This window comes from Variovorax sp. Varisp36, from assembly GCF_047304235.1.
Lineage (GTDB): Bacteria > Pseudomonadota > Gammaproteobacteria > Burkholderiales > Burkholderiaceae_C > Variovorax.
The window spans coordinates 1-19,103 of record NZ_JBGLYU010000010.1; the positions used below are offsets into that span (position 1 = coordinate 1).

The 19,103-nt window shown below is 67.2% G+C and carries 14 protein-coding genes; 7 read left to right on the forward strand and 7 right to left on the reverse strand.

Features of this window, described 5'->3' with window-relative positions:
- Positions 1–36: 36 nt before the first annotated feature.
- Both ACCD11_RS08540 and ACCD11_RS08545 read left to right on the forward strand, forming a co-directional pair.
- A complete protein-coding gene (locus ACCD11_RS08540; RefSeq protein ID WP_413313610.1) occupies positions 37–264 on the forward strand; it encodes a BolA family protein in 228 nt (75 codons plus the stop codon).
- Between the two features lie 71 nt (positions 265–335).
- Positions 336–1,121 (forward strand): peptidylprolyl isomerase, encoded by a 786-nt coding sequence (locus ACCD11_RS08545; RefSeq protein ID WP_413313534.1) that lies wholly within the window; start codon positions 336–338, stop codon positions 1,119–1,121.
- A 160-nt stretch (positions 1,122–1,281) separates the two neighbouring features.
- Here ACCD11_RS08545 and purL read toward each other — a convergent pair whose 3' ends face one another.
- Positions 1,282–5,250: a phosphoribosylformylglycinamidine synthase gene (gene purL / locus ACCD11_RS08550; protein WP_413313536.1), complete on the reverse strand. Its 3,969-nt coding sequence runs from the start codon at positions 5,248–5,250 to the stop codon at positions 1,282–1,284.
- 156 nt (positions 5,251–5,406) lie between these two features.
- Here purL and map point away from each other — a divergent pair, with 156 nt between their 5' ends.
- The 3 genes from map to ACCD11_RS08565 are packed head-to-tail and all read left to right on the forward strand — an operon-like array spanning position 5,407 to position 9,941.
- Complete coding sequence (gene map, locus ACCD11_RS08555) at positions 5,407–6,231, forward strand: type I methionyl aminopeptidase (RefSeq protein WP_007837809.1); 825 nt, start codon at positions 5,407–5,409, stop codon at positions 6,229–6,231.
- 22 nt (positions 6,232–6,253) lie between these two features.
- Positions 6,254–8,860, forward strand: coding sequence for a [protein-PII] uridylyltransferase (locus tag ACCD11_RS08560; RefSeq protein ID WP_413313539.1), 2,607 nt, complete (start codon positions 6,254–6,256; stop codon positions 8,858–8,860).
- Positions 8,861–8,903: 43 nt separating this feature from the next.
- The gene (locus tag ACCD11_RS08565; RefSeq protein WP_413313540.1) at positions 8,904–9,941 is read left to right on the forward strand and encodes a diguanylate cyclase; all 1,038 of its coding nucleotides are present in this window, start codon (positions 8,904–8,906) and stop codon (positions 9,939–9,941) included.
- A 19-nt stretch (positions 9,942–9,960) separates the two neighbouring features.
- Here ACCD11_RS08565 and ACCD11_RS08570 read toward each other — a convergent pair whose 3' ends face one another.
- Together ACCD11_RS08570 and ACCD11_RS08575 are read right to left on the reverse strand one after the other, a co-directional pair.
- Positions 9,961–11,310, reverse strand: coding sequence for a putative bifunctional diguanylate cyclase/phosphodiesterase (locus ACCD11_RS08570; RefSeq protein WP_413313541.1), 1,350 nt, complete (start codon positions 11,308–11,310; stop codon positions 9,961–9,963).
- A gap of 122 nt (positions 11,311–11,432) precedes the next feature.
- Positions 11,433–11,777, reverse strand: a complete 345-nt coding sequence (locus tag ACCD11_RS08575) for a hypothetical protein (protein ID WP_413313542.1) — start codon at positions 11,775–11,777, stop codon at positions 11,433–11,435.
- Between the two features lie 186 nt (positions 11,778–11,963).
- On the opposite strand from ACCD11_RS08575, the gene ACCD11_RS08580 reads away from it, so the two are divergent.
- The gene (locus ACCD11_RS08580) at positions 11,964–12,641 is read left to right on the forward strand and encodes an HAD family hydrolase (protein WP_413313543.1); all 678 of its coding nucleotides are present in this window, start codon (positions 11,964–11,966) and stop codon (positions 12,639–12,641) included.
- The gene (gene pgm, locus ACCD11_RS08585) at positions 12,638–14,302 is read left to right on the forward strand and encodes a phosphoglucomutase (alpha-D-glucose-1,6-bisphosphate-dependent) (protein ID WP_413313544.1); all 1,665 of its coding nucleotides are present in this window, start codon (positions 12,638–12,640) and stop codon (positions 14,300–14,302) included. The genes ACCD11_RS08580 and pgm overlap by 4 nt, the downstream gene beginning before the upstream one ends.
- Positions 14,303–14,351: 49 nt before the next feature.
- Here pgm and ACCD11_RS08590 read toward each other — a convergent pair whose 3' ends face one another.
- The 4 genes from ACCD11_RS08590 to ACCD11_RS08605 form a co-directional block, all read right to left on the reverse strand.
- Positions 14,352–15,713 (reverse strand): homoserine dehydrogenase, encoded by a 1,362-nt coding sequence (locus ACCD11_RS08590; protein ID WP_413313545.1) that lies wholly within the window; start codon positions 15,711–15,713, stop codon positions 14,352–14,354.
- Positions 15,714–15,984: 271 nt separating this feature from the next.
- Complete coding sequence (locus ACCD11_RS08595) at positions 15,985–17,040, reverse strand: amino acid ABC transporter permease (RefSeq protein ID WP_413313546.1); 1,056 nt, start codon at positions 17,038–17,040, stop codon at positions 15,985–15,987.
- Positions 17,037–18,035 carry an amino acid ABC transporter permease gene (locus tag ACCD11_RS08600; protein WP_413313547.1) on the reverse strand — a complete coding sequence of 333 codons (999 nt, stop codon included), beginning with the start codon at positions 18,033–18,035 and terminating at the stop codon, positions 17,037–17,039. The genes ACCD11_RS08595 and ACCD11_RS08600 overlap by 4 nt, the downstream gene beginning before the upstream one ends.
- The gene (locus ACCD11_RS08605) at positions 18,032–19,066 is read right to left on the reverse strand and encodes an amino acid ABC transporter substrate-binding protein (RefSeq protein ID WP_413313548.1); all 1,035 of its coding nucleotides are present in this window, start codon (positions 19,064–19,066) and stop codon (positions 18,032–18,034) included. Before ACCD11_RS08605 ends, ACCD11_RS08600 begins: the two co-directional genes overlap by 4 nt.
- Positions 19,067–19,103 lie beyond the last annotated feature (37 nt).

Here is a 19,103-nt window from a genome sequence, read left to right on the forward strand (position 1 = left end):
GCCTCCCTCCCCACCGCCGCCGACCTCGAAGCCGCGTTGCGCGAGGCGCTGGCCCCGACGCAGCTCGAAGTGATCGACGAAAGCAGCGCCCACGCGGGCCACGCCGGTGCCAATGCACAAGGACGGGGCAGCCATTTCCGAGTGCGCATCGCCTCGCCGCTGTTCGCCGGAAAGCCCCGCGTGGCGCGGCATCGGCTTGTGTATGATGCCCTCCAGGTTTTTATCGCGCAGGGCCTTCACGCCATCGCCATCGAGGTGCTTTGAGCCCTCTGCCCGCTTTCTTTCACGCGCTTATTCCTACACGCGCATTTCTTCTCCAGCCTGATATTCATTTCATGAAAAAACACATCTTGCAGGCCGTTGCGGCCGCAGCGTTGATCGGTGCCATTCCGGTGGCGGCTCTGGCGCAGAACGCAGCCATCGTGAACGGCAAGCCGGTGCCCAAGGCCCGCATGGAAGTTCTGGCGCAGCAGCTGGCCGCCGCAGGCCGCCCGGTGACGCCCGAGATGCAGAGCCAGCTGCGTGAGGAAATCGTGGCGCGCGAAGTGTTCATGCAGGAAGCCCAGAAGCAAGGCCTGGACGCCAGCGAGGATTACAAGAACCAGCTCGAACTCGCCCGCCAGGCCATCCTGATCCGCGCACTGTTCGAGAACTACCGCAAGACCAACCCCATCTCGGACGCCGACGTGAAGGCCGAGTACGACAAGTTCGTTGCTGCCAACGGCGGCAAGGAATACAAGGCGCGCCATATCCTGGTCGAGACCGAAGACCAGGCCAAGAAGATCATGGCCGACCTGAAGAAGGGTGCCAAGTTCGAAGACATCGCCAAGAAGCAGAGCAAGGACCCGGGCTCGGGCGCCAACGGCGGCGACCTCGACTGGGCCAACCCCGCGGGCTTCGTGCCCGAGTTCTCGGAAGCGATGATCAAGCTCAAGAAGGGCGAGACCACCCCCGCTCCGATCAAGACCCAGTTCGGCTGGCACATCATCCGCGTCGACGACATCCGCCAGGCCCAGCTGCCGAAGCTGGAAGAAGTGAAGCCGCAGATCACGCAGCAGCTGCAGCAGCAGCGCCTGCAGAAGTATCAGGAAGAATTGCGCGCGAAGGCAAAGGTGGAATAAGGCACACCCCCAGGCTTCGCGCACTTCGCGTCGCTACGCCACCCCTTGCAGGGGGCAACACCTGCGGCCCGGCAAAGCCGGTTCCGCGGTGTTCTGGAAATAAAAAAGCGGCCCCGTGGGCCGCTTTTTTGTTGCCCGCCGAACGGGCTTGCTGCGTCGATCAGCCGACCCACTTGCGCGCATTGCGCCAGATCTGCATCCACGGGCTCAGCTCGCTGCGGTCGCTCGGCGTCCAGCTCATCTGGATGTTGCGGAACACCCGTTCCGGATGAGGCATCACGGCGGTGAAGCGGCCGTCCGGCGTGGTCACGGAGGTCAGGCCGCCCGCGCTGCCGTTCGGGTTGAACGGGTACTGCTCGGTCGGTTGGCCGTGGTTGTCCACGAAGCGCATCGCGCCGATGGCCTTGGCGGCGTCGCCGCGGTGCTTGAAGTTGGCATAGCCCTCGCCGTGCGCGACCGCGATCGGCAGTTGGCTGCCGGCCATGCCCTGGAAGAAGATGCTCGGCGATTCGAGCACCTCGACCATCGACAGGCGGGCCTCGAAGCGCTCGCTCTGGTTGGTGGTGAAGCGCGGCCAGGCTTCGGCACCCGGAATGATGTCGGCCAGCTCGGCGAACATCTGGCAGCCGTTGCACACGCCGAGCCCGAAGGTGTCGGCGCGGCCGAAGAAGGTCTTGAACTGCTCGGCCAGCTTCGGGTTGAAGGTGATGCTGCGCGCCCAGCCGATGCCGGCGCCCAGCGTGTCGCCATAACTGAAGCCGCCGCAGGCGACCACGCCCTTGAAATTGGCGAGGTCTGCCCTGCCCGTTTGCAGGTCGGTCATGTGGACGTCGAAGGCCTCGAAGCCGGCTTCGGTGAAGGCGTAGGCCATCTCGACGTGCGAGTTGACGCCTTGTTCGCGGAGGATGGCGACCTTGGGGCGCGATTGCAGGATGGCCGGCGCCGCGGGCTGCGCATTCGGCAGAAACACATGCATGCCAGGGTCCGAAGGCACGCCTGCCGCGGCATGCTCGGCATCGGCGCAGGCGGGGTTGTCGCGCTCGCGGGCGATCTTCCAGCTGACCGAGTCCCACACCTGGTGCAGGTCGTGCAGGCTCGCGCTGAACACCGGCTTGGCATCGCGCCAGACTTCGAGCTTGCCCTTGCCGGCATCCATCGTGGAACTCGCAGGCCGGGTCTTGCCGACGAAGTGGCTGTGAGCGCTCAGGCCGTGCGCGCGCAGCACCTGCATCACGTCGTTGCGCTCGGCCGTGCGCACCTGCAACACCATGCCCAGCTCTTCGTTGAACAGCGCCTTGAGCGTGAGCTCTTCGCGCCGCGCACTGACCTGCTGCGCCCAGTTCTTGGCGTCGCCGGTTTCCATGCGGCTGTCGGAAATGCCATCGCCTTCGGTGACCAGCATGTCGACGTTCAGCGCCACGCCGACGTGGCCGGCAAAGGCCATTTCGCAAGCGGTGGCGAACAGGCCACCGTCGCTGCGGTCGTGCATCGCGAGGATCTTTCCCTCGGCGCGCAGCGCGTTCACGGCATCGACCAGCGCGACCAATTGTGCCGGGTCGTCGAGATCGGGCACGGTGTCGCCGCTCTGGTTGAGCGTCTGCGACAGAATGCTGCCGGCCATGCGGTGCTGGCCGCGGCCCAGGTCGATCAGCACCAGCGTGGTGTCGGCTTCTTCGGCGTCGAGCTGCGGCGTGAGCGTGCCGCGCACATCGGCCAGCGAGGCGAAGGCGGTGACGATCAGGCTCACGGGCGAGGTGACCTTCCTGGCTTCGCCGTTGTCCTTCCACTGCGTGCGCATCGACAGCGAATCCTTGCCGACCGGGATCGACACGCCCAGCGCCGGGCACAGTTCCAGACCCACGGCCTTGACGGTCTCGTACAGCGCAGCGTCTTCGCCGGGTTCGCCGCAGGCGGCCATCCAGTTGGCCGAGAGCTTGACGCGCGAGAGCTCGATGGGCGCCGCCAGCAGGTTGGTGATGGCCTCGGCCACGGCCATGCGTCCCGAAGCCGGCGCGTCGAGCGCGGCCAGCGGCGTGCGCTCGCCCATGCTCATCGCTTCGCCGGCAAAGCCCTTGTAGTCGGCCAGCGTCACGGCGCAGTCGGCCACAGGCACCTGCCACGGGCCGACCATCTGGTCGCGGTGGCTCATGCCGCCCACGGTGCGGTCGCCGATGGTGATCAGGAAGCGCTTGGAGGCGACGGTCGGGTGCGAGAGCACGTCGATGGCGGCCTTCTGCAGGTCGACGCCCGTGAGGTCGAGCGGCTTGAACGTGCGCGCCACGCTCTTCACGTCGCGGTGCATCTTGGGCGGCTTGCCCAGCAGCACGTCCATCGGCATGTCGACAGGCTGCACCTCGGCGCCTTCGTCGGCCACCAGCAGCTGGCGCGCTTCGGTCGCCACACCGACCACCGAGAACGGACAGCGCTCGCGCTCGCAGAAAGCCTTGAACTGCGCGAGCGATTCCGGCGCGATGGCCAGCACGTAGCGCTCCTGGCTTTCGTTGCACCAGATTTCCTTGGGGGCCATGCCCGACTCTTCGAGCGGCACTGCGCGCAGGTCGAAACGCGCGCCGCGGCCGGCGTCGTTGGTCAGTTCGGGGAAGGCATTGCTCAGGCCGCCCGCGCCCACGTCGTGGATCGCCAGGATCGGGTTGGCCGCGCCCTGTTGCCAGCAGTGGTTGATGACCTCCTGCGCGCGGCGCTCGATCTCGGGGTTGCCACGCTGCACCGAGTCGAAGTCGAGCTCGGCCGCGTTGGCGCCGGTGGCCATCGAGCTGGCGGCGCTGCCGCCCATGCCGATGCGCATGCCGGGGCCGCCGAGCTGGATCAGCAGCGAGCCGGCGGGGAACTGGATCTTCTTCGTCTGGGTGGCGTCGATGCTGCCGAGGCCGCCCGCGATCATGATGGGCTTGTGGTAGCCGCGCTGCACGGTATCAAGGTCGCTCGCCACGGTCTGCTCGTATTCCCGGAAGTAGCCCAGCAGGTTGGGCCGGCCGAATTCGTTGTTGAACGCGGCGCCCCCCAGCGGGCCCTCGGTCATGATCTGCAGCGGGCTCGCGATGTGTTCGGGCTTGCCGTAGTGGCCCTCTTGCGGCCAGAGCTTGGACACGGTGAAGCCGGTCAGGCCCGCCTTGGGCTTGGAGCCGCGGCCGGTGGCACCTTCGTCGCGGATCTCGCCGCCCGCGCCGGTCGAGGCGCCCGGGAACGGGGAAATCGCGGTCGGGTGGTTGTGCGTCTCGACCTTCATCAGCACGTGGCTCAGGGCGCTATCTTTTTGATAGCTCTGCGAACCGTGTGCTGGAATGAAGCGCTCGATGGTCGCGCCTTCCATCACCGAGGCGTTGTCGGCATAGGCGACGACCGTGTGCTGCGGGTTCTGCTTCTCGGTGTGGCGGATCATCGAGAACAGGCTCTGGGGCTGGGCCCTGCCGTCGATGGTGAACTGGGCGTTGAAGATCTTGTGGCGGCAGTGCTCGCTGTTGGCCTGCGCGAACATCATCAGTTCGACGTCGCTGGGGTTGCGCCCGAGGCGAGTGAAGGCGTCAACGAGGTAGTCGATCTCGTCCTCGGCCAGCGCCAGGCCGAAACCGGTGTTGGCCGCCACCAGCGCGTCGCGACCGCCGCTCTGCACGTCGACCTGCGCCATCGGCTGGGCCGGCAGCTCGCTGAACAGACTGGCCGCCTGCTCGACGGTGGCCAGCACCGATTCGGTCATGCGGTCGTGCAGCGGGCCGGCCACCGCGGCGAGCGTGTCGCCCTCGATCACGGGCGCCTTGCCGATCAACGGGGCCTTGAGCTTCAGGTGGTACTGCGTGACGCGCTCGACCCGGCGCAATGCCAGGCCGCAGTTGTGGGCGATGTCGGTGGCCTTGGAAGCCCAGGGCGACACGGTGCCCAGGCGCGGCGTGACCACCACCGAGGTGCCCGCCTTGGCCGGCGCCTCGAAGGGCTCGCCGTAGGCCAGCAGCGCGGCAAAGCGCTCGCGGCCGGCCGCATCCAGCGCCGCATCGGTGACCACAAGGTGCACAAAACGGGCCGAAATGCCCTCGATGCGCGGCTCGATGGCCTGCAGCTTCGGCAGCAGCTGCCGCGCGCGGAAGTCGCTGAGCGCGCTGCCGCCCTCGAACATGGTTACGACAGGAAGGGCTTGAGGTGCGGGCTGCGTCACGGTCGATGGGGGCCTCGGGGGCCGCGTTGGAATTCAAGGAATCGAGGCGGATGGCCGCTGACTGGGGTCATCCGCGTTAACCCGGAATTTTAGCTTGGTGAATGGGATAATTCGGGCATGAGCATTAACTACAAAGACGCTGCGGGCATCGAAGCCATGCGGGTCGCCTGCCGCCTTGGCTCCGAGGTGCTGGACTACCTCACCCCCTTCATCAAGCCCGGCATCACAACGAACGATGTCGACCGGCTGGCCGCCGAGTACATGGTCAAGCAGGGCACCACCTCCGCCACGGTGGGCTACATGGGCGCGAGCAGCGTCCCGTTCCCGAAGTCGCTCTGCACCTCGGTGAACCACGTGGTCTGCCACGGCATTCCCAATGACAAGCCCCTGAAGAAGGGCGACATCATGAACGTCGACGTGACCGTCATCAAGGATGGCTGGTTCGGCGACAACAGCCGCATGTTCGTGATCGGCGACGCCTCCATCGCCGCCAAGCGCCTGTGCAGCATCACCTACGAAGCCATGTGGCACGGCATCCTGCAGGTGCGCCCCGGCGCGCATCTGGGCGACGTGGGCCACGCGATCCAGAAGTTCGCCGAAGGCCAGGGCTTCTCGATCGTGCGCGAGTTCTGCGGCCACGGCGTGGGCCAGCGCTTCCATGAAGAGCCCCAGGTGCTGCACTACGGCCGCCCGGGCACCATGGAAGAACTCAAGCCCGGCATGATCTTCACCATCGAGCCGATGATCAACGCCGGCAAGCGCGACGTGAAGGAAGACTTCAAGGGCGGCCAATACGACGGCTGGACCATCGTCACGCGCGACCATTCGCTGTCGGCCCAGTGGGAGCACACGGTGCTCGTCACCGAGACCGGCTACGAGGTGTTGACGTTGTCCGCGGGCAGCCCGCCGCCGCCCTCCTTCGTCACCTCGACCAAAACCTGACGCGCACACGCGCTCCCCGGCCGTGATCGAAGCAGCCAAGATCGACGTAGCGACGCTGCGCGAAGCCTATCGCGCCAAGAAGCTCGCCCTGTTCGACACCCTGCGCTTTGCGCGCGCACCGACCCGCAGCGTGCACGCGGTGCTGCGCCAGCTCTCGGCGCTGGCCGACGAAACGCTCTGCACCCTGTGGCGCGAGGCCGGCTTCGGCGACTCGCTCACGCTGGCTGCCGTGGGCGGTTTCGGGCGCGGCGAGCTGTTTCCGTATTCCGACGTCGACGTGCTCCTGCTGCTGCCGCCCGAGGGCCACGAGAGCGAAATCGACCCGGCCCGCATCGAGGCCTTCATCGGCCATTGCTGGGACGCGGGCCTCGAGATCGGCTCCAGCGTGCGCACGGTCGAGGAATGCCTGGCCGAGGCCGAGAAGGACGTCACCGTTCAGACCTCGCTGCTCGAAGCACGCCTGATCGTGGGCGACAAGAAGCTCTTCACCGCCTTCCGCCGCCGCTTCACCCGCGCCATCGACCCGCAGGCCTTCTTCGTGGCCAAGTCGCAGGAAATGCGGCATCGCCACCAGAAGTTCGACAACACGCCCTACGCGCTGGAGCCCAACTGCAAGGAATCGCCGGGTGGCCTGCGCGACCTGCAGACCATCCTCTGGATGACCAAGGCCGCCGGCTACGGCGGCCGCTGGGACGACCTCGCCAAGAACGGCCTGGCCACCCCGTTCGAGGCGCAGCAGATCAAGCGCAACGAGGCGCTGCTCTCGTTGATCCGCGCCCGGCTGCACGTGATTGCCAACCGGCGCGAAGACCGGCTGGTGTTCGACCTGCAGACGGCCGTGGCGGCAAGCTTCGGCTACGAAGGCGAGTCGCAGCGCAAGTCGAGCGAGGCGTTGATGCGGCGCTACTACTGGGCGGCCAAGGCGGTGTCGCAGCTCAACCAGATCCTGCTGCTCAATATTGCCGAGCGCCTGCAGCCCATCGACGAGCAGCACACGCCGATCAACGAGCGCTTCTACGAACGTGCCGGCCTGATCGAGATCGCCAGCGACGACCTGTACGAGCGCGAGCCGCATGCGGTGCTCGAAACCTTCCTGCTGTACCAGAAGACCATCGGCGTGCAGGGCCTGTCGGCGCGCACGCTGCGCGCGCTCTACAACGCGCGCCACGTCATGGACAGCAAGTTCCGCAACGACCCGGTCAACCACGACACATTCATGCGGATCTTGATGCAGCCCTACGGCATCACGCATGCATTCCGGCTGATGAACCAGACCTCGGTGCTGGGGCGCTACCTGCGAGTGTTCCGCAGCATCGTGGGGCAGATGCAGCACGACCTGTTCCACGTCTACACGGTGGACCAGCACATCCTGATGGTGCTGCGCAACGTGCGGCGCTTCTTCATCGCCGAGCATGCGCACGAATACCCGTTCTGCTCGCAGCTGGCGGCCGGATGGGACAAGCCCTGGATCCTGTACGTGGCCGCCCTGTTCCACGACATCGCCAAGGGCCGCGGCGGCGATCACTCCACACTCGGCGCGCGCGACGTTCAGCGTTTCTGCAAGCAGCACGGCATCGCCCGCGAAGATTCCAGGCTCATCGAATTTCTGGTGGCCGAGCACCTGGTAATGAGCCAGGTCGCGCAGAAGCAGGACCTGAGCGACCCCGAAGTGATTGGCGCTTTCGCCAAGCGAGTAGGCAACGAGCGCTACCTGACGGCGCTCTACCTGCTGACCGTCGCCGACATCCGCGGCACCTCCCCGCGCGTGTGGAATGCCTGGAAAGGCAAGCTGCTCGAAGACCTGTACCGCTACACGCTGCGCGCACTGGGCGGACGCATGCCCGATCCGGATGCCGAGGTCGAGTCGCGCAAGCGCGAGGCGCTCGTGCAACTGGCCCTGCACGCGCAGCGCTTCGAGGCGCACAAGGCGCTGTGGGACACGCTCGACGTGGGCTACTTCATGCGCCACGACGCCACCGAGATCGCCTGGCACGCCAAGCAGCTCTCGCGCTTCGTGCCGCCCAGTAACGTGCCGGTCGACCCGAAGGCGCCGCCTGTGGTGCGCGCGCACCTGTCGCCGGTGGGCGAAGGCCTGCAGGTGGTGGTCTACACGCCCGACCAGCCCGACCTGTTCGCGCGCATCTGCGGCTACTTCGACCAGGCGTCCTTCAGCATCCTCGACGCCAAGGTGCACACCGCGAGCAACGGCTACGCGCTCGATACCTTCCAGGTGGTGACCACCTTCGTGCCGGACCACTACCGCGACCTGATCAGCATGGTCGAGTCGGGCCTGGCGCAGACGCTCACCGAGGCCGGTGCCCTGCCCCCGCCCAGCATGGGCCGGGTCTCGCGCCGGGTGCGCAGCTTTCCGATCAAGCCGCGCATCAGCCTGCTGCCGGACGACAAGGCGCAGCGCTGGCTGCTCAACATCTCGGCCAGCGACCGTGCCGGCCTGCTGTACTCGGTGGCCCGGGTGCTGGCGCGCCATCACCTGAACCTGCAGCTCGCCAAGGTCACGACCCTGGGCGAGCGGGTGGAAGACACCTTCCTGATCAGCGGCCCCGAACTCCAGGGCCAAAAAACGCAACTGGCCATCGAAACCGAGCTGATGGAAGCCCTGGCCTCTTGAAATTGCCCTCCCGAACGCAACCGATGCCATCAGAATGTCGGCCATGGAATCCTTGATCGAACAGCTTTCCGACTCCGTCTCCTCGGCCAAGACGCTGGAAGACCTCGCACGCCCAATGCTCGAAATGCTCGAGACGGCGACGGGCCTGGAGTCGGCTTACCTCACGACCATCGACCTCGACAAGGGCCGCCAGCACATCTTGTTCGCCCACAACGCCGGTGAATTGTCCCTGCCCGAGGGTGCGCCGGTGCCTTGGGCCGACACGCTCTGCCGGCATGCCATGGAGGAAGGCCGCATCTATACGGACGACGCCGGCGGCTGCTGGGGCGATGCCGACGCCGCCCGCCGGCTCGGCATCCAGACCTGTGTGAGCGCACCGGTGACAGCCGGAAGCGGCGACCTCTTCGGTGTCCTGTGCGGTGCCAGCTCACAAAAGCTGCCGCTGCCGCCCCATGCAGAGCCGGTGCTGCGGCTTTTCGCGCGGCTGATCGGCCAGCAGGTGGAGCGCGAGCTGCTCGTCGCAAAGCTCAAGAAAGCCCAGGCCCAGCTCGCCACCCACGCCGCGACCGACGCCCTCACCGGCCTGCCCAACCGCCGCGCGCTCACCGACGAACTGCAGCGCATGCTGGCGCAGGGCGCGCGCGGCGGCCAGAGCGTGCTGGTCGGTTTCATCGACATGGACAATTTCAAGAAGATCAACGACACACACGGCCACGAGGTCGGCGACGAGTTCCTGTCGGCCATGGCGAAACAGCTCTCGGCCTCGGTGCGCGCGAGCGACATGCTGGCGCGCTTCGGCTCCGACGAATTCGTGGTGATCGGCCTCGGGCCCGCGCTGGACGAGTCGCCGCGCACGGGCGCGCGGGCCATGGCCGACCGTCTGGCGGAAAACACCATCTTCGAGCTGAAGCTGCGGCACCTGACGATCGACTACGGCGGCGCCAGTGTCGGCGTGGTGGCCGTCGACCCCCGCACCGTCTCTGCCGAGGCCGCCCTGCGCCAGGCCGACACCGCAATGCGCGCCGTCAAGCAAAGCCGCCGGGCCATGGTCCGCGACGCCGTGGTTCCTGCGTCCAGCTGAACGGACGCCGCCGCAGCGCTCAGGCGCCGGGCAGCGCCGCCGCGTGGGTACCCCACAGGGGAGCCCGCTCGTACTGCGCCACCCATTGCACGATGTCCTTGGCCGCCATCGGCATGGCAATGCCGTAACCCTGGGCGAGCGTGCAGCCCAGGGCGAGCAGCTCTTCGCCCTGCTTCACCGTTTCGACGCCTTCAGCCACCGCCGTGAGTCCGAGCGCGTGGAGCAGCGCGATGATGCCCTGCACGATGGCGTGGTCCTGGCCGTTGTCGAGCATGCCACGCACGAACGACTGGTCGATCTTCACGGTCGACACCGGCAGCTGGCGCAGATAGGTGAGCGAGGAGTAGCCGGTGCCGAAGTCGTCGATGGTCACGCCCACGCCCAGCGTCTTGCAAGCCTCGACGAACAGCGCGACGTTCGCGAACTGGCTGATCGCCGTGGTTTCCAGGATCTCGAGCTCCAGCATGCCCGCACCCAGCTTCGGAAACTGCGACAGGTGCCGCGCGAGCCGTTCAACGAAGTCCCAGCGCATCATGTGGCGTGGTGCCACGTTCACGCTCACCGACATCTGCAGGCCCGCCAGGCGCCACTGGTGCGCCTGCCAAAGGGCCGTGGCGATGGCCCAGTCGCCGACCTGCTCGACCAGCGCGTCGTCTTCGATCAGCGGCACGAACTGGGCCGGCGGCAGCAGGCCGCGCTCGGGGTGCTGCCAGCGCAACAGCGCCTCGACGCCGACCACCACGCCGCGCTGCATGTCGACCTTGGGCTGGTAGACCAGGAAGAACTCGCCCTGCAGCAGGCCTTCCTGGATCCGCTGGCGCTCGCGCACCACCTGCTCGTCGGCGCGCGCTTGCGGCGCGTCGAAGTAATGCACCTTGCCGTCGGCCGCGCGCTTGGCGAAGAAGGCGGCGTGCTGCGCCTGGCGCAGCGCGGTTTCAGGGGGCGGGCCATTGCTGTCGAGCAGCATGGCGCCGATGCTCGCGTCGATGCTGCCCGCTTGGTCATGCCAGCTCCAGGGCTCGGCGAGGGAAGCCTGGATGCGTTCCAGCACCTGGGTGCACTGCGAGGTTCCGAGGCCGGCGAACAGGGCCGCGAATTCGTCGCCGCCCACGCGGGCCATCACGCTCTCGCGCGGCAGCTGAGCCTTGATGCGGCGGGCCACCTCCTTGAGGGCGACATTGCCCGCCACCATGCCAAGGCGGTCATTCAGCAAGGCAAAGCGGTCCACGTCGATGTAGCAGACGGCAGCCAGGCGCTTGCCTGCACGGGCCCAGTCGTCCATCAACGGGCGCAGCACCTCGTCCGGCGGGAGACGTGCCGACCCGTCGTAGTACGACGGCAAAGAGACTGAGGGTTGCTTGTTCGACAAAAGACTGGGCTCCGGAGGTCGCGGGCTATTGTTCCCCCAATTGGGGCGATTGCGTGCCTATTAGCTAATATTAGTTACATGAACGCTGCATTCACACAACACCCGAGCCCACGCCGCGTCTCCTAGCCGCAATAGGCCCCCACCACGCGGCCGGTCGGTTCGACCTGCACGTTGAGCCTCGCCGTGTCCTGCATCGGATCGGCTTTTTCCGCGGCGGGCACCGTACGTGCCAGGCGGGCGCCGGCGCGCTGGCGCATCTCTTCCAGCAACTGCTGGCTGACGCGCAGGCCCAGGCCAAACCGCACGGCAGCAGCCTGGCAGGTTTCGGGCGGCGTGACGAAGCTCGGGGGTTCGGGGACTTCCGATGTCAGGGGGCGGTCGGCCGGTGGCGTCTGGCAGCCAGCCAGCAAAAGGCCCATGGCCATGGCCGGCAGGCCGATCCAGTGGCGACCGTTGGTGATGCGCATCTGTCTTGCTCCTTCTTCAAACTGCAACCTGAGCAGGAGCTTATTCAATTCCGAGGCCGATCCCCGGCACGGCTCAAGCCAATGGATCTCGGAGCCTCAACAAAATCACGCTGCGGCCGTCCGGGGTCGCATTCGAAGCGTATGCTGGAAGCGACGCGCGCAGTTCAGGCCCATCCGCCACACACCATGACACCGCCCTCTGCCACCGTTTTTCTGATCGACGTCGACAACACCCTGCTCGACAACGACGGCATCATTGCCGACCTTCGCACCCATCTCGAACAGTCCTTCGGTGCCGAAAGCGCCAGCCGCTACTGGACGGCCTTCGAGCAATTGCGCAGCGAGCTCGGCTATGTCGACTACCTCGGCGCCCTGCAGCGCTACCGCGCCGAGGAAAGCAGCCGCGGCATGAGCGATTCGCGGCTGCTGCTGATGTCGGAATTTCTCATCGACTACCCCTTTGCCGACCGGCTCTACCCCGGCGCGCTGGAGACGCTGAAGCACCTGCGCCAGCGCGGGCCCACGGTGATCCTGTCCGACGGCGACGTCGTGTTCCAGCCGCGCAAGGTGCAGCGCTCCGGCCTTTGGGACGCCACCGAGGGCCGCGTGCTGATCTACGTGCACAAGGAACAGATGCTCGACGCCGTCGAGCAGTGCTACCCCGCGCGGCACTACGTGATGATCGACGACAAGCTGCGCATCCTCTCGGCCATGAAGGCCATCTGGGGATCGCGCCTGACGACGGTCTTCGTGCGGCAGGGGCACTATGCGCTCGACACGCAGGCCAACGCCGCCTATGCGCCCGCCGATATCGCCATCGAGCGCATCGGCGACATCATCAACCTCGACTTTCCACCCGCATGAGCCAAGCAATCAACCCTCTCGCGGGACAGCCCGCACCCATCGAACTGCTGGTCAACGTACCGCGCCTGATCTCCGCCTACTACACCGGACGGCCCGACCCGTCGGTGCCGAGCCAGCGCGTGGCCTTCGGCACCTCGGGGCACCGCGGCTCCTCGTTCGACGATGCGTTCAATGAGTGGCACGTGCTGGCGATCAGCCAGGCGATCTGCGACTACCGCAAGCAGAAAGGCATCGACGGGCCGCTGTTCCTCGGGATCGACACGCATGCGCTGTCGACACCGGCCTTCAACAGCGCGGTCGAGGTACTCGCGGCCAACGGGGTCGAGCTGATGATCTCGAAGGACGACGAATACACGCCGACGCCGGCCGTGTCGCACGCGATCCTCGTCTACAACCGTGGACGCACCGGAAGCACCGGGGGGCTGGCCGATGGCATCGTCATCACGCCCTCGCACAACCCGCCCGAGAGCGGCGGCTTCAAGTACAACCCGCCGAACGGCGGACCGGCCGGCACCGACATCACCTCGGCCGTCGAGGCGGCGGCCAACAAGATGCTGGCCAACAACCTCGAAGGCGTGAAGCGCATGCCGCTCGCGCAGGCGCTGCGCGCATCGACCACGCACCGGCACGACTATCTGAACACCTATGTCGAAGACCTGGCGCAGGTGCTCGACATGGACGCGATCCGCGACGTGAACCTCAACCTGGGTGTCGACCCGCTGGGCGGCGCGGGCGTGCGCTACTGGCCCGCGATTGCCGAGCGCTACAAGCTCACGCGCCTGAACGTGCTGAGCCAGGAAGTCGACCCGACCTTCCGCTTCATGTCGCTCGACTGGGACGGCCGCATCCGCATGGACCCATCGTCGCCCGACGCCATGCACAAGCTGATCGAATTGAAGGACCGCTTCGGCATCGCCTTCGCCTGCGACACCGACCACGACCGCCACGGCATCGTCTCGGGCAGCACCGGGTTGATGCAACCCAACAGCTACCTCGCGGTGATGATCGACTACCTCTACACGCACCGCCCGCATTGGCCGGCGCAGGCAGCCGTCGGCAAGACGGTGGTCAGCAGCCAGATGATCGACCGCGTGACGGCACGGCTCGGCCGCAGGCTGTACGAGGTGCCGGTGGGCTTCAAGTGGTTCGTCGACGGGCTGGTCGATGCCTCGCTGGCCTTCGGCGGCGAAGAAAGCGCGGGCGCGACCTTCCTGCGCAAGGACGGCTCGGTGTGGACCACCGACAAGGATGGCCTCGTGCCCGCCCTGCTCTCAGCCGAGATCGCCGCGCGCACCGGGCGCGACCCCGGCGAGCGCTACGCCAAACTGACGCAGGTGCTGGGCCAGCCGGTGTCCGATCGCGTGGATGCCGCGGCCACGGTGGAACAGAAGAAGCGGTTGTCGAGCCTGTCGCCCGAGCAGATCCGCTCGACCGAACTGGCGGGCGACCGGATCGTCAACGTGCTGAGCCATGCGCCGGGCAATGGCGCGGCCATCGGTGGCGTGAAGGTCGTGACCGAGAGCGGCTGGTTCGCGGCGCGCCCCTCCGGCACCGAGAACATCTACAAGATCTACGGCGAGAGCTTCAAGGGCAAGGACCACCTCGCGCGCATTCTTGAAGAAGCGCAGCACGTGGTGGACGGGGCCCTCTCTGCGCCCTGAAGGAATGCAGGCGCGACTTTCTGCGCGCTTCGCTCGCGGCGTTCGTGGCTCAACCTTCGAGCAGCTCCACGCACAGCGTCGCCACCACGCCTGCCACCTCGGAACGCGCCTGCAACGCATGCACGGCAAGGTCCAGCGTGCCCTGCGCTACCGGCCCCGTCAGTACCAAGACCTGGGGGCCGACGCCGGGGCGTTCGGCCGCCAGCGCGACCTGGCGCACCGGTACCTTCTGCTCTGCGAGGCGGGCCGTGACCGCCTGGATCTGGCTGACCGCGCGCACCGGCACCCGCAGGTAGTGCGAGGTGTGCACGGCGGCACGCGGCAACACCGCCAACGCGTTCGTCGCGTGCTCATGCACGCCGAGGTGCGGCACGTGCTGCGCGGCATTCACGCCGTCGAGCCGCGCCACGTCCACGAGATCGGCGATCACCGCCGAGGCCGTCTGCTCCGAGCCGGCGCCCGCACCGTAGTACATCGTCAGGCCCGCCGCATCGCTCTTGACCATGACGGCGTTCATCGAACCGTTCACCTGTGCCATCAGATGCGTGGCGGGCACGAGTGCGGGCTGCACGCGCAGTTCGACACCCGACGCCTGCCGGCGTGCCACGCCCAGCAGCTTGATGCGGTAACCCAGCTGCTCGGCGCAGGCCACGTCCAGCCCTTGCAGGGCGGTGATGCCCTCCACTTGCACATCGGCGAAGCGCAGCGGCATGCCGAAGGCGTTGGCGGCCAGCAAAGACAGCTTGTGCGCGGCGTCGATGCCTTCGATGTCGAAGCTCGGGTCGGCCTCCGCATAGCCCAGCGCCTGGGCCTGCGCGAGCGCGGCGGCGAAGTCGAGGCCTTCATCGCGCATCTTGCTCAGGATGAAATTGGTGGTGCCGTTGATGATGCCGGCCACCCACTCGATGCGGTTGGCCGCCAGGCCTTCGCGCAGCGCCTTGACGATGGGAATGCTCACGGCCACCGCCCCCTCGTAGGCCACGGCCACGCCCTGTTTTCGCGCGGCGGCGAAGATCTCGGCGCCGTGCACCGCGAGCAATGCCTTGTTGGCCGTGACCACGTGCTTGCCATGCGCAATGGCGGCCAGCACCCAGTCGCGTGCGGGCCCGGTGCCGCCGGCCACCTCCACGACCACGTCGACGTCGGGATGCGCGGCGACCTGCATCGGGTCGGCCGTGAGCGCAACGCCCTCTCCCACGATGCCGGCGGCGCGCGCCAGGTTGCGCGCGGCAACGATCACGAGTTCGATAGCCCGGCCGGCCCGCGCCGCAATGTCGGCCTGGTTGCGCACGAGCACGCGGAAGGTGCCCGAGCCCACGGTTCCGATACCGATCATCCCCACGCGCAGGGTACGGTTCAGCGCAGGGCGGCTGTGCAGGGGCTCGAGGGATTCAACGGGATCGCGGTACATGGACATCTCCAGACGAAAAAACAAAACCCAGCTGCCAGAGCTGGGTTCATTCGTTCGGGGAGAGAGCGATACACCAGGTGGCTGCCGGAACGGCCACCTGCGCGTGCTCAGGTGGCCGCGGTGGTAATGGTGGTAATCATTCGAGCAACGACCATCGCCTGCGCGGAGGCAGGCGGCATCATGCGAGCCATCAGGGCTGCGTGGGATGCGGGGTGGAAATCGTGGCTCGACATGAAGGCCCGGAGTGTACAGGAGCCCGGCCGTGCCCCGCTCAGCGCACGGCCGACAGCCGCTTTTCGAGCCACACGCTGTAGCGCGAGAGCCCGAAGCACAGCACCCAGTACACAGCCGCGATGAAGAGATAGCCCTCGAGATAGAACGGCCGCCACGTCGGATCACCGCCCAGCGCCAGGCCCAGCGCGCCGGTCAGCTCGAACAGGCCGACCACGGTGACGAGCGAGGTGTCTTTCAGCGTACCGACCACGCTGTTGGTCAGCGCCGGCACCACGAGGCGCAGCGCCTGCGGCAGCACGATGTCGCGCTGCACCGGCCAGCGGCCGAAGCCCAGCGCCATCGCCACTTCGGTCTGCCCGCGCGGTACGGCCTGCAGGCCGCCGCGGATGATCTCGGCCAGGTACGCCGCCACGAACAGCGTGAGCCCCGCGAGCACCCGCACCAGCACGTCGGGCTGCCATCCGGCCGGCCACAGCAGCGGCAACAGGAACGAGGCCATGAACAGCACCGAGATCAGCGGCACGCCGCGCACCAGTTCGATGTAGCTCGCACTCAGCGTGCGCACCACGGGCCAGCCCGAGCGGCGGCCCAGCGCCAGCAACAAGGCCAGCGGAAAGGCCAGCGCCAGCCCCACCACCGCGAGCCCGATGGTCAGCGGCAGGCCGCCCCAGCGGCTCGTCGGTACATGGCTCAGTCCCAGGACGCCGCCACGCATCAGCAGCACGAACAGCAGCAGCGCACCGATCCACAGCGGCACGAGCCACCAGCGCCAGCTCCGCGGCCAGGCGCTGAGCACGGTGACGGCGGACAGCACGACGACCGCGATGGCCGGGCGCCATTGCTCTTCATACGGAAAGCGTCCGAACAGCATCGGCCGCCACTTCTCGGCCACCACACCCCAGCAGGCGCCATGCTGCACGGCCCGGCAGGCCTCGGCGTCGGGCCGGAACACCGCATGCACGATGCCCCACTCGACGGCGTGGAAGCCGCCCCACGCGAGCAGCGCAAGCAGCAGCACCGTCGCCAGTGCCCGCATCGGCGAACCCCAGAGTTCGCTGCGCCACGCAATGGGTTCCTGCGTGGCGCTCCTCATTGCCAGCCTCGCAATGCAACGCGCACGTTGTAGCGGTTCATGCCGAACGAAATCAGCAGTGACAACAGCAGATAGACCGCCATGATGATCGCGATGCACTCGAAGGCCCGGCCATTCGAACCGATGGTGGTGTTGGCCACCGACACCAGCTCCGGATAGCCCACGGCCACAGCAAGCGACGAGTTCTTGGTGAGGCTCAGCAGCTGGTTGGTGAGCGATGGCACGATCACCCGCAGCGCCTGCGGCAGGATCACGATGCGGAGCTGCTGCACCGGCGACAGGCCCAGCGCCTGCCCCGCAAGCACTTGCCCCTGCGAGACCGACAGGATGCCCGCGCGCACGATCTCCGCCACGAACGCGGCCGAATAAAAGGTCAGGCCCGCCACGATGGTCACGTACTCGGGGCTCAGCGCAGCGCCGCCGCTCACACCGAAGTCGCCACGCTCGGGAAACTCGAAATGCGTGGGCCACCAGCCGCCCTCGCCTGCCACGGGCCATGGCACGCTGAGCCCCCCCTTGCTGAGCCACACGCCGGGCAGCAACCGAACAGGCTCCGTCGGGTCGGGCAGCAGGTTGGCCATCGCGAAGGCCAGCATCAGCAGCTGCACCAGCAGCGGCACGTTGCGCAGCAACTCGACGTATGCGGTGCAGATGCCGCGCAGCAGCACGTGCGGCGCCAGCCGGCCGATGCCGATGAGCGTACCGAGCACGACCGAGAAGATGGCCGCCGGCACCGCCGCGCGCACCGTGTTGATCAGGCCCGCGAGAAACGCGCGCCAGAACGGCTGGTTCGCGTCGAAGTCCAGCCAGCCTTCGCTGATCGAGAAGCCCGCGGGCTCGGTGAGAAAGTCGAAGCCGGAGCGCACGCCGCGTGCACGCAGCACCTCGAGTGCATGGTGAACCAGCCAGACCGCGCCGGCCACGACGGCCAGCACCAGCAGCGCCTGGACCGCCCATGCCAGCCAGACCCCGCGGCGCGAGGCCCTGGCGCTCATCGAACCGGGGGTGCGTAGATCAGGCCGCCCTTGTTCCAGAGGTTGTTGGAGCCGCGCGGCAGCTTGAGCACCGATTTCGGCCCGACGTTGCGCTCGAACATCTCGCCGTAGTTGCCCACGGCCTTGATCGCGCGGAACGACCAGTCCTTGTCGAGGCCCAGCAGCTTGCCGAGGTCTTCACCGGTGCCGACCAGGCGTTGCTGCGCCGGATCCTTGCTGCCGGCCTTGAGCTCGTCGGCATTGGCCTGCGTGACGCCGAACTCCTCGGCCTCGATGAGCGCATTGGGCACCCACTTGGCGATGGCGAACCATTCGTCGTCGCCACGGCGCACCAGCGGCGCGAGCGGCTCCTTGGAGATCAGCTCGGGCAGGATGACGTAGTCGTCGGGGTTCGGCGCTTCCTTGTTGCGCAGGCCGGCCAGCGCCGAGGCGTCGGTCGTGAAGGCCTGGCAGCGGCCAGAGAAGAAAGCCTTGAACGAAGCCTCGAAGCTTTCGAAGACGACGGTCTTTACCGGGATGTTCTGCGCGCGGAAGTAGTCCGACACGTTCTTCTCGTTGGTCGTGCCCGACTGCGTGCAGATGGTGGCGTTCTTGAGTTGCTTGGCGCTCGTTACCTTGAGCTTCTTCGGCACCAGGAAGCCCTGGCCGTCATAGTAGGTGATGGTGGTGAAGTTGAAGCCCAGCGAGGCGTCGCGCGTGAGCGTCCAGGTCGTGTTGCGCGCGAGGATGTCGATCTCGCCGGCCTGCAGGGCCGAGAAGCGCTGCTGCGAATTGAGCGGCACGAAGTCGACCTTCTTGCCGTCGCCGAGCACGGCGGCCGCGATGGCGCGGCAGGTGTCGACGTCGAGGCCCGACCAGTTGCCCTGGGTGTCCGGTGCGGAGAAGCCCGCCACGCCGTTGGTCACGCCGCACTTGACGGTGCCGCGCTGCTTGACCGCGTCGAGTGTCTTCCCGGCGAAGGCCGGCGCGGCAGCGGCGAGCGCGATGACGGAGGCGGCGGCAAGCAATGCCGGGCGGAAACGATTGTTCATTGGTGTTCTCCTCAACAGTAGGCAAAAGGCAGTGTAC

Coding starts and splice junctions, on each gene's coding strand:
- ACCD11_RS08590 (WP_413313545.1), bottom strand. CDS start 15,713: ATGTACCGCGATCCCGTTGAATCCCTCGAGCCCCTGCACAGCCGCCCT.
- ACCD11_RS08545 (WP_413313534.1), top strand. CDS start 336: ATGAAAAAACACATCTTGCAGGCCGTTGCGGCCGCAGCGTTGATCGGT.
- map (WP_007837809.1), top strand. CDS start 5,407: ATGAGCATTAACTACAAAGACGCTGCGGGCATCGAAGCCATGCGGGTC.
- purL (WP_413313536.1), bottom strand. CDS start 5,250: ATGTTCGAGGGCGGCAGCGCGCTCAGCGACTTCCGCGCGCGGCAGCTG.
- ACCD11_RS08575 (WP_413313542.1), bottom strand. CDS start 11,777: ATGCGCATCACCAACGGTCGCCACTGGATCGGCCTGCCGGCCATGGCC.
- pgm (WP_413313544.1), top strand. CDS start 12,638: ATGAGCCAAGCAATCAACCCTCTCGCGGGACAGCCCGCACCCATCGAA.
- ACCD11_RS08605 (WP_413313548.1), bottom strand. CDS start 19,066: ATGAACAATCGTTTCCGCCCGGCATTGCTTGCCGCCGCCTCCGTCATC.
- ACCD11_RS08565 (WP_413313540.1), top strand. CDS start 8,904: ATGGAATCCTTGATCGAACAGCTTTCCGACTCCGTCTCCTCGGCCAAG.
- ACCD11_RS08595 (WP_413313546.1), bottom strand. CDS start 17,040: ATGAGGAGCGCCACGCAGGAACCCATTGCGTGGCGCAGCGAACTCTGG.
- ACCD11_RS08580 (WP_413313543.1), top strand. CDS start 11,964: ATGACACCGCCCTCTGCCACCGTTTTTCTGATCGACGTCGACAACACC.
- ACCD11_RS08600 (WP_413313547.1), bottom strand. CDS start 18,035: ATGAGCGCCAGGGCCTCGCGCCGCGGGGTCTGGCTGGCATGGGCGGTC.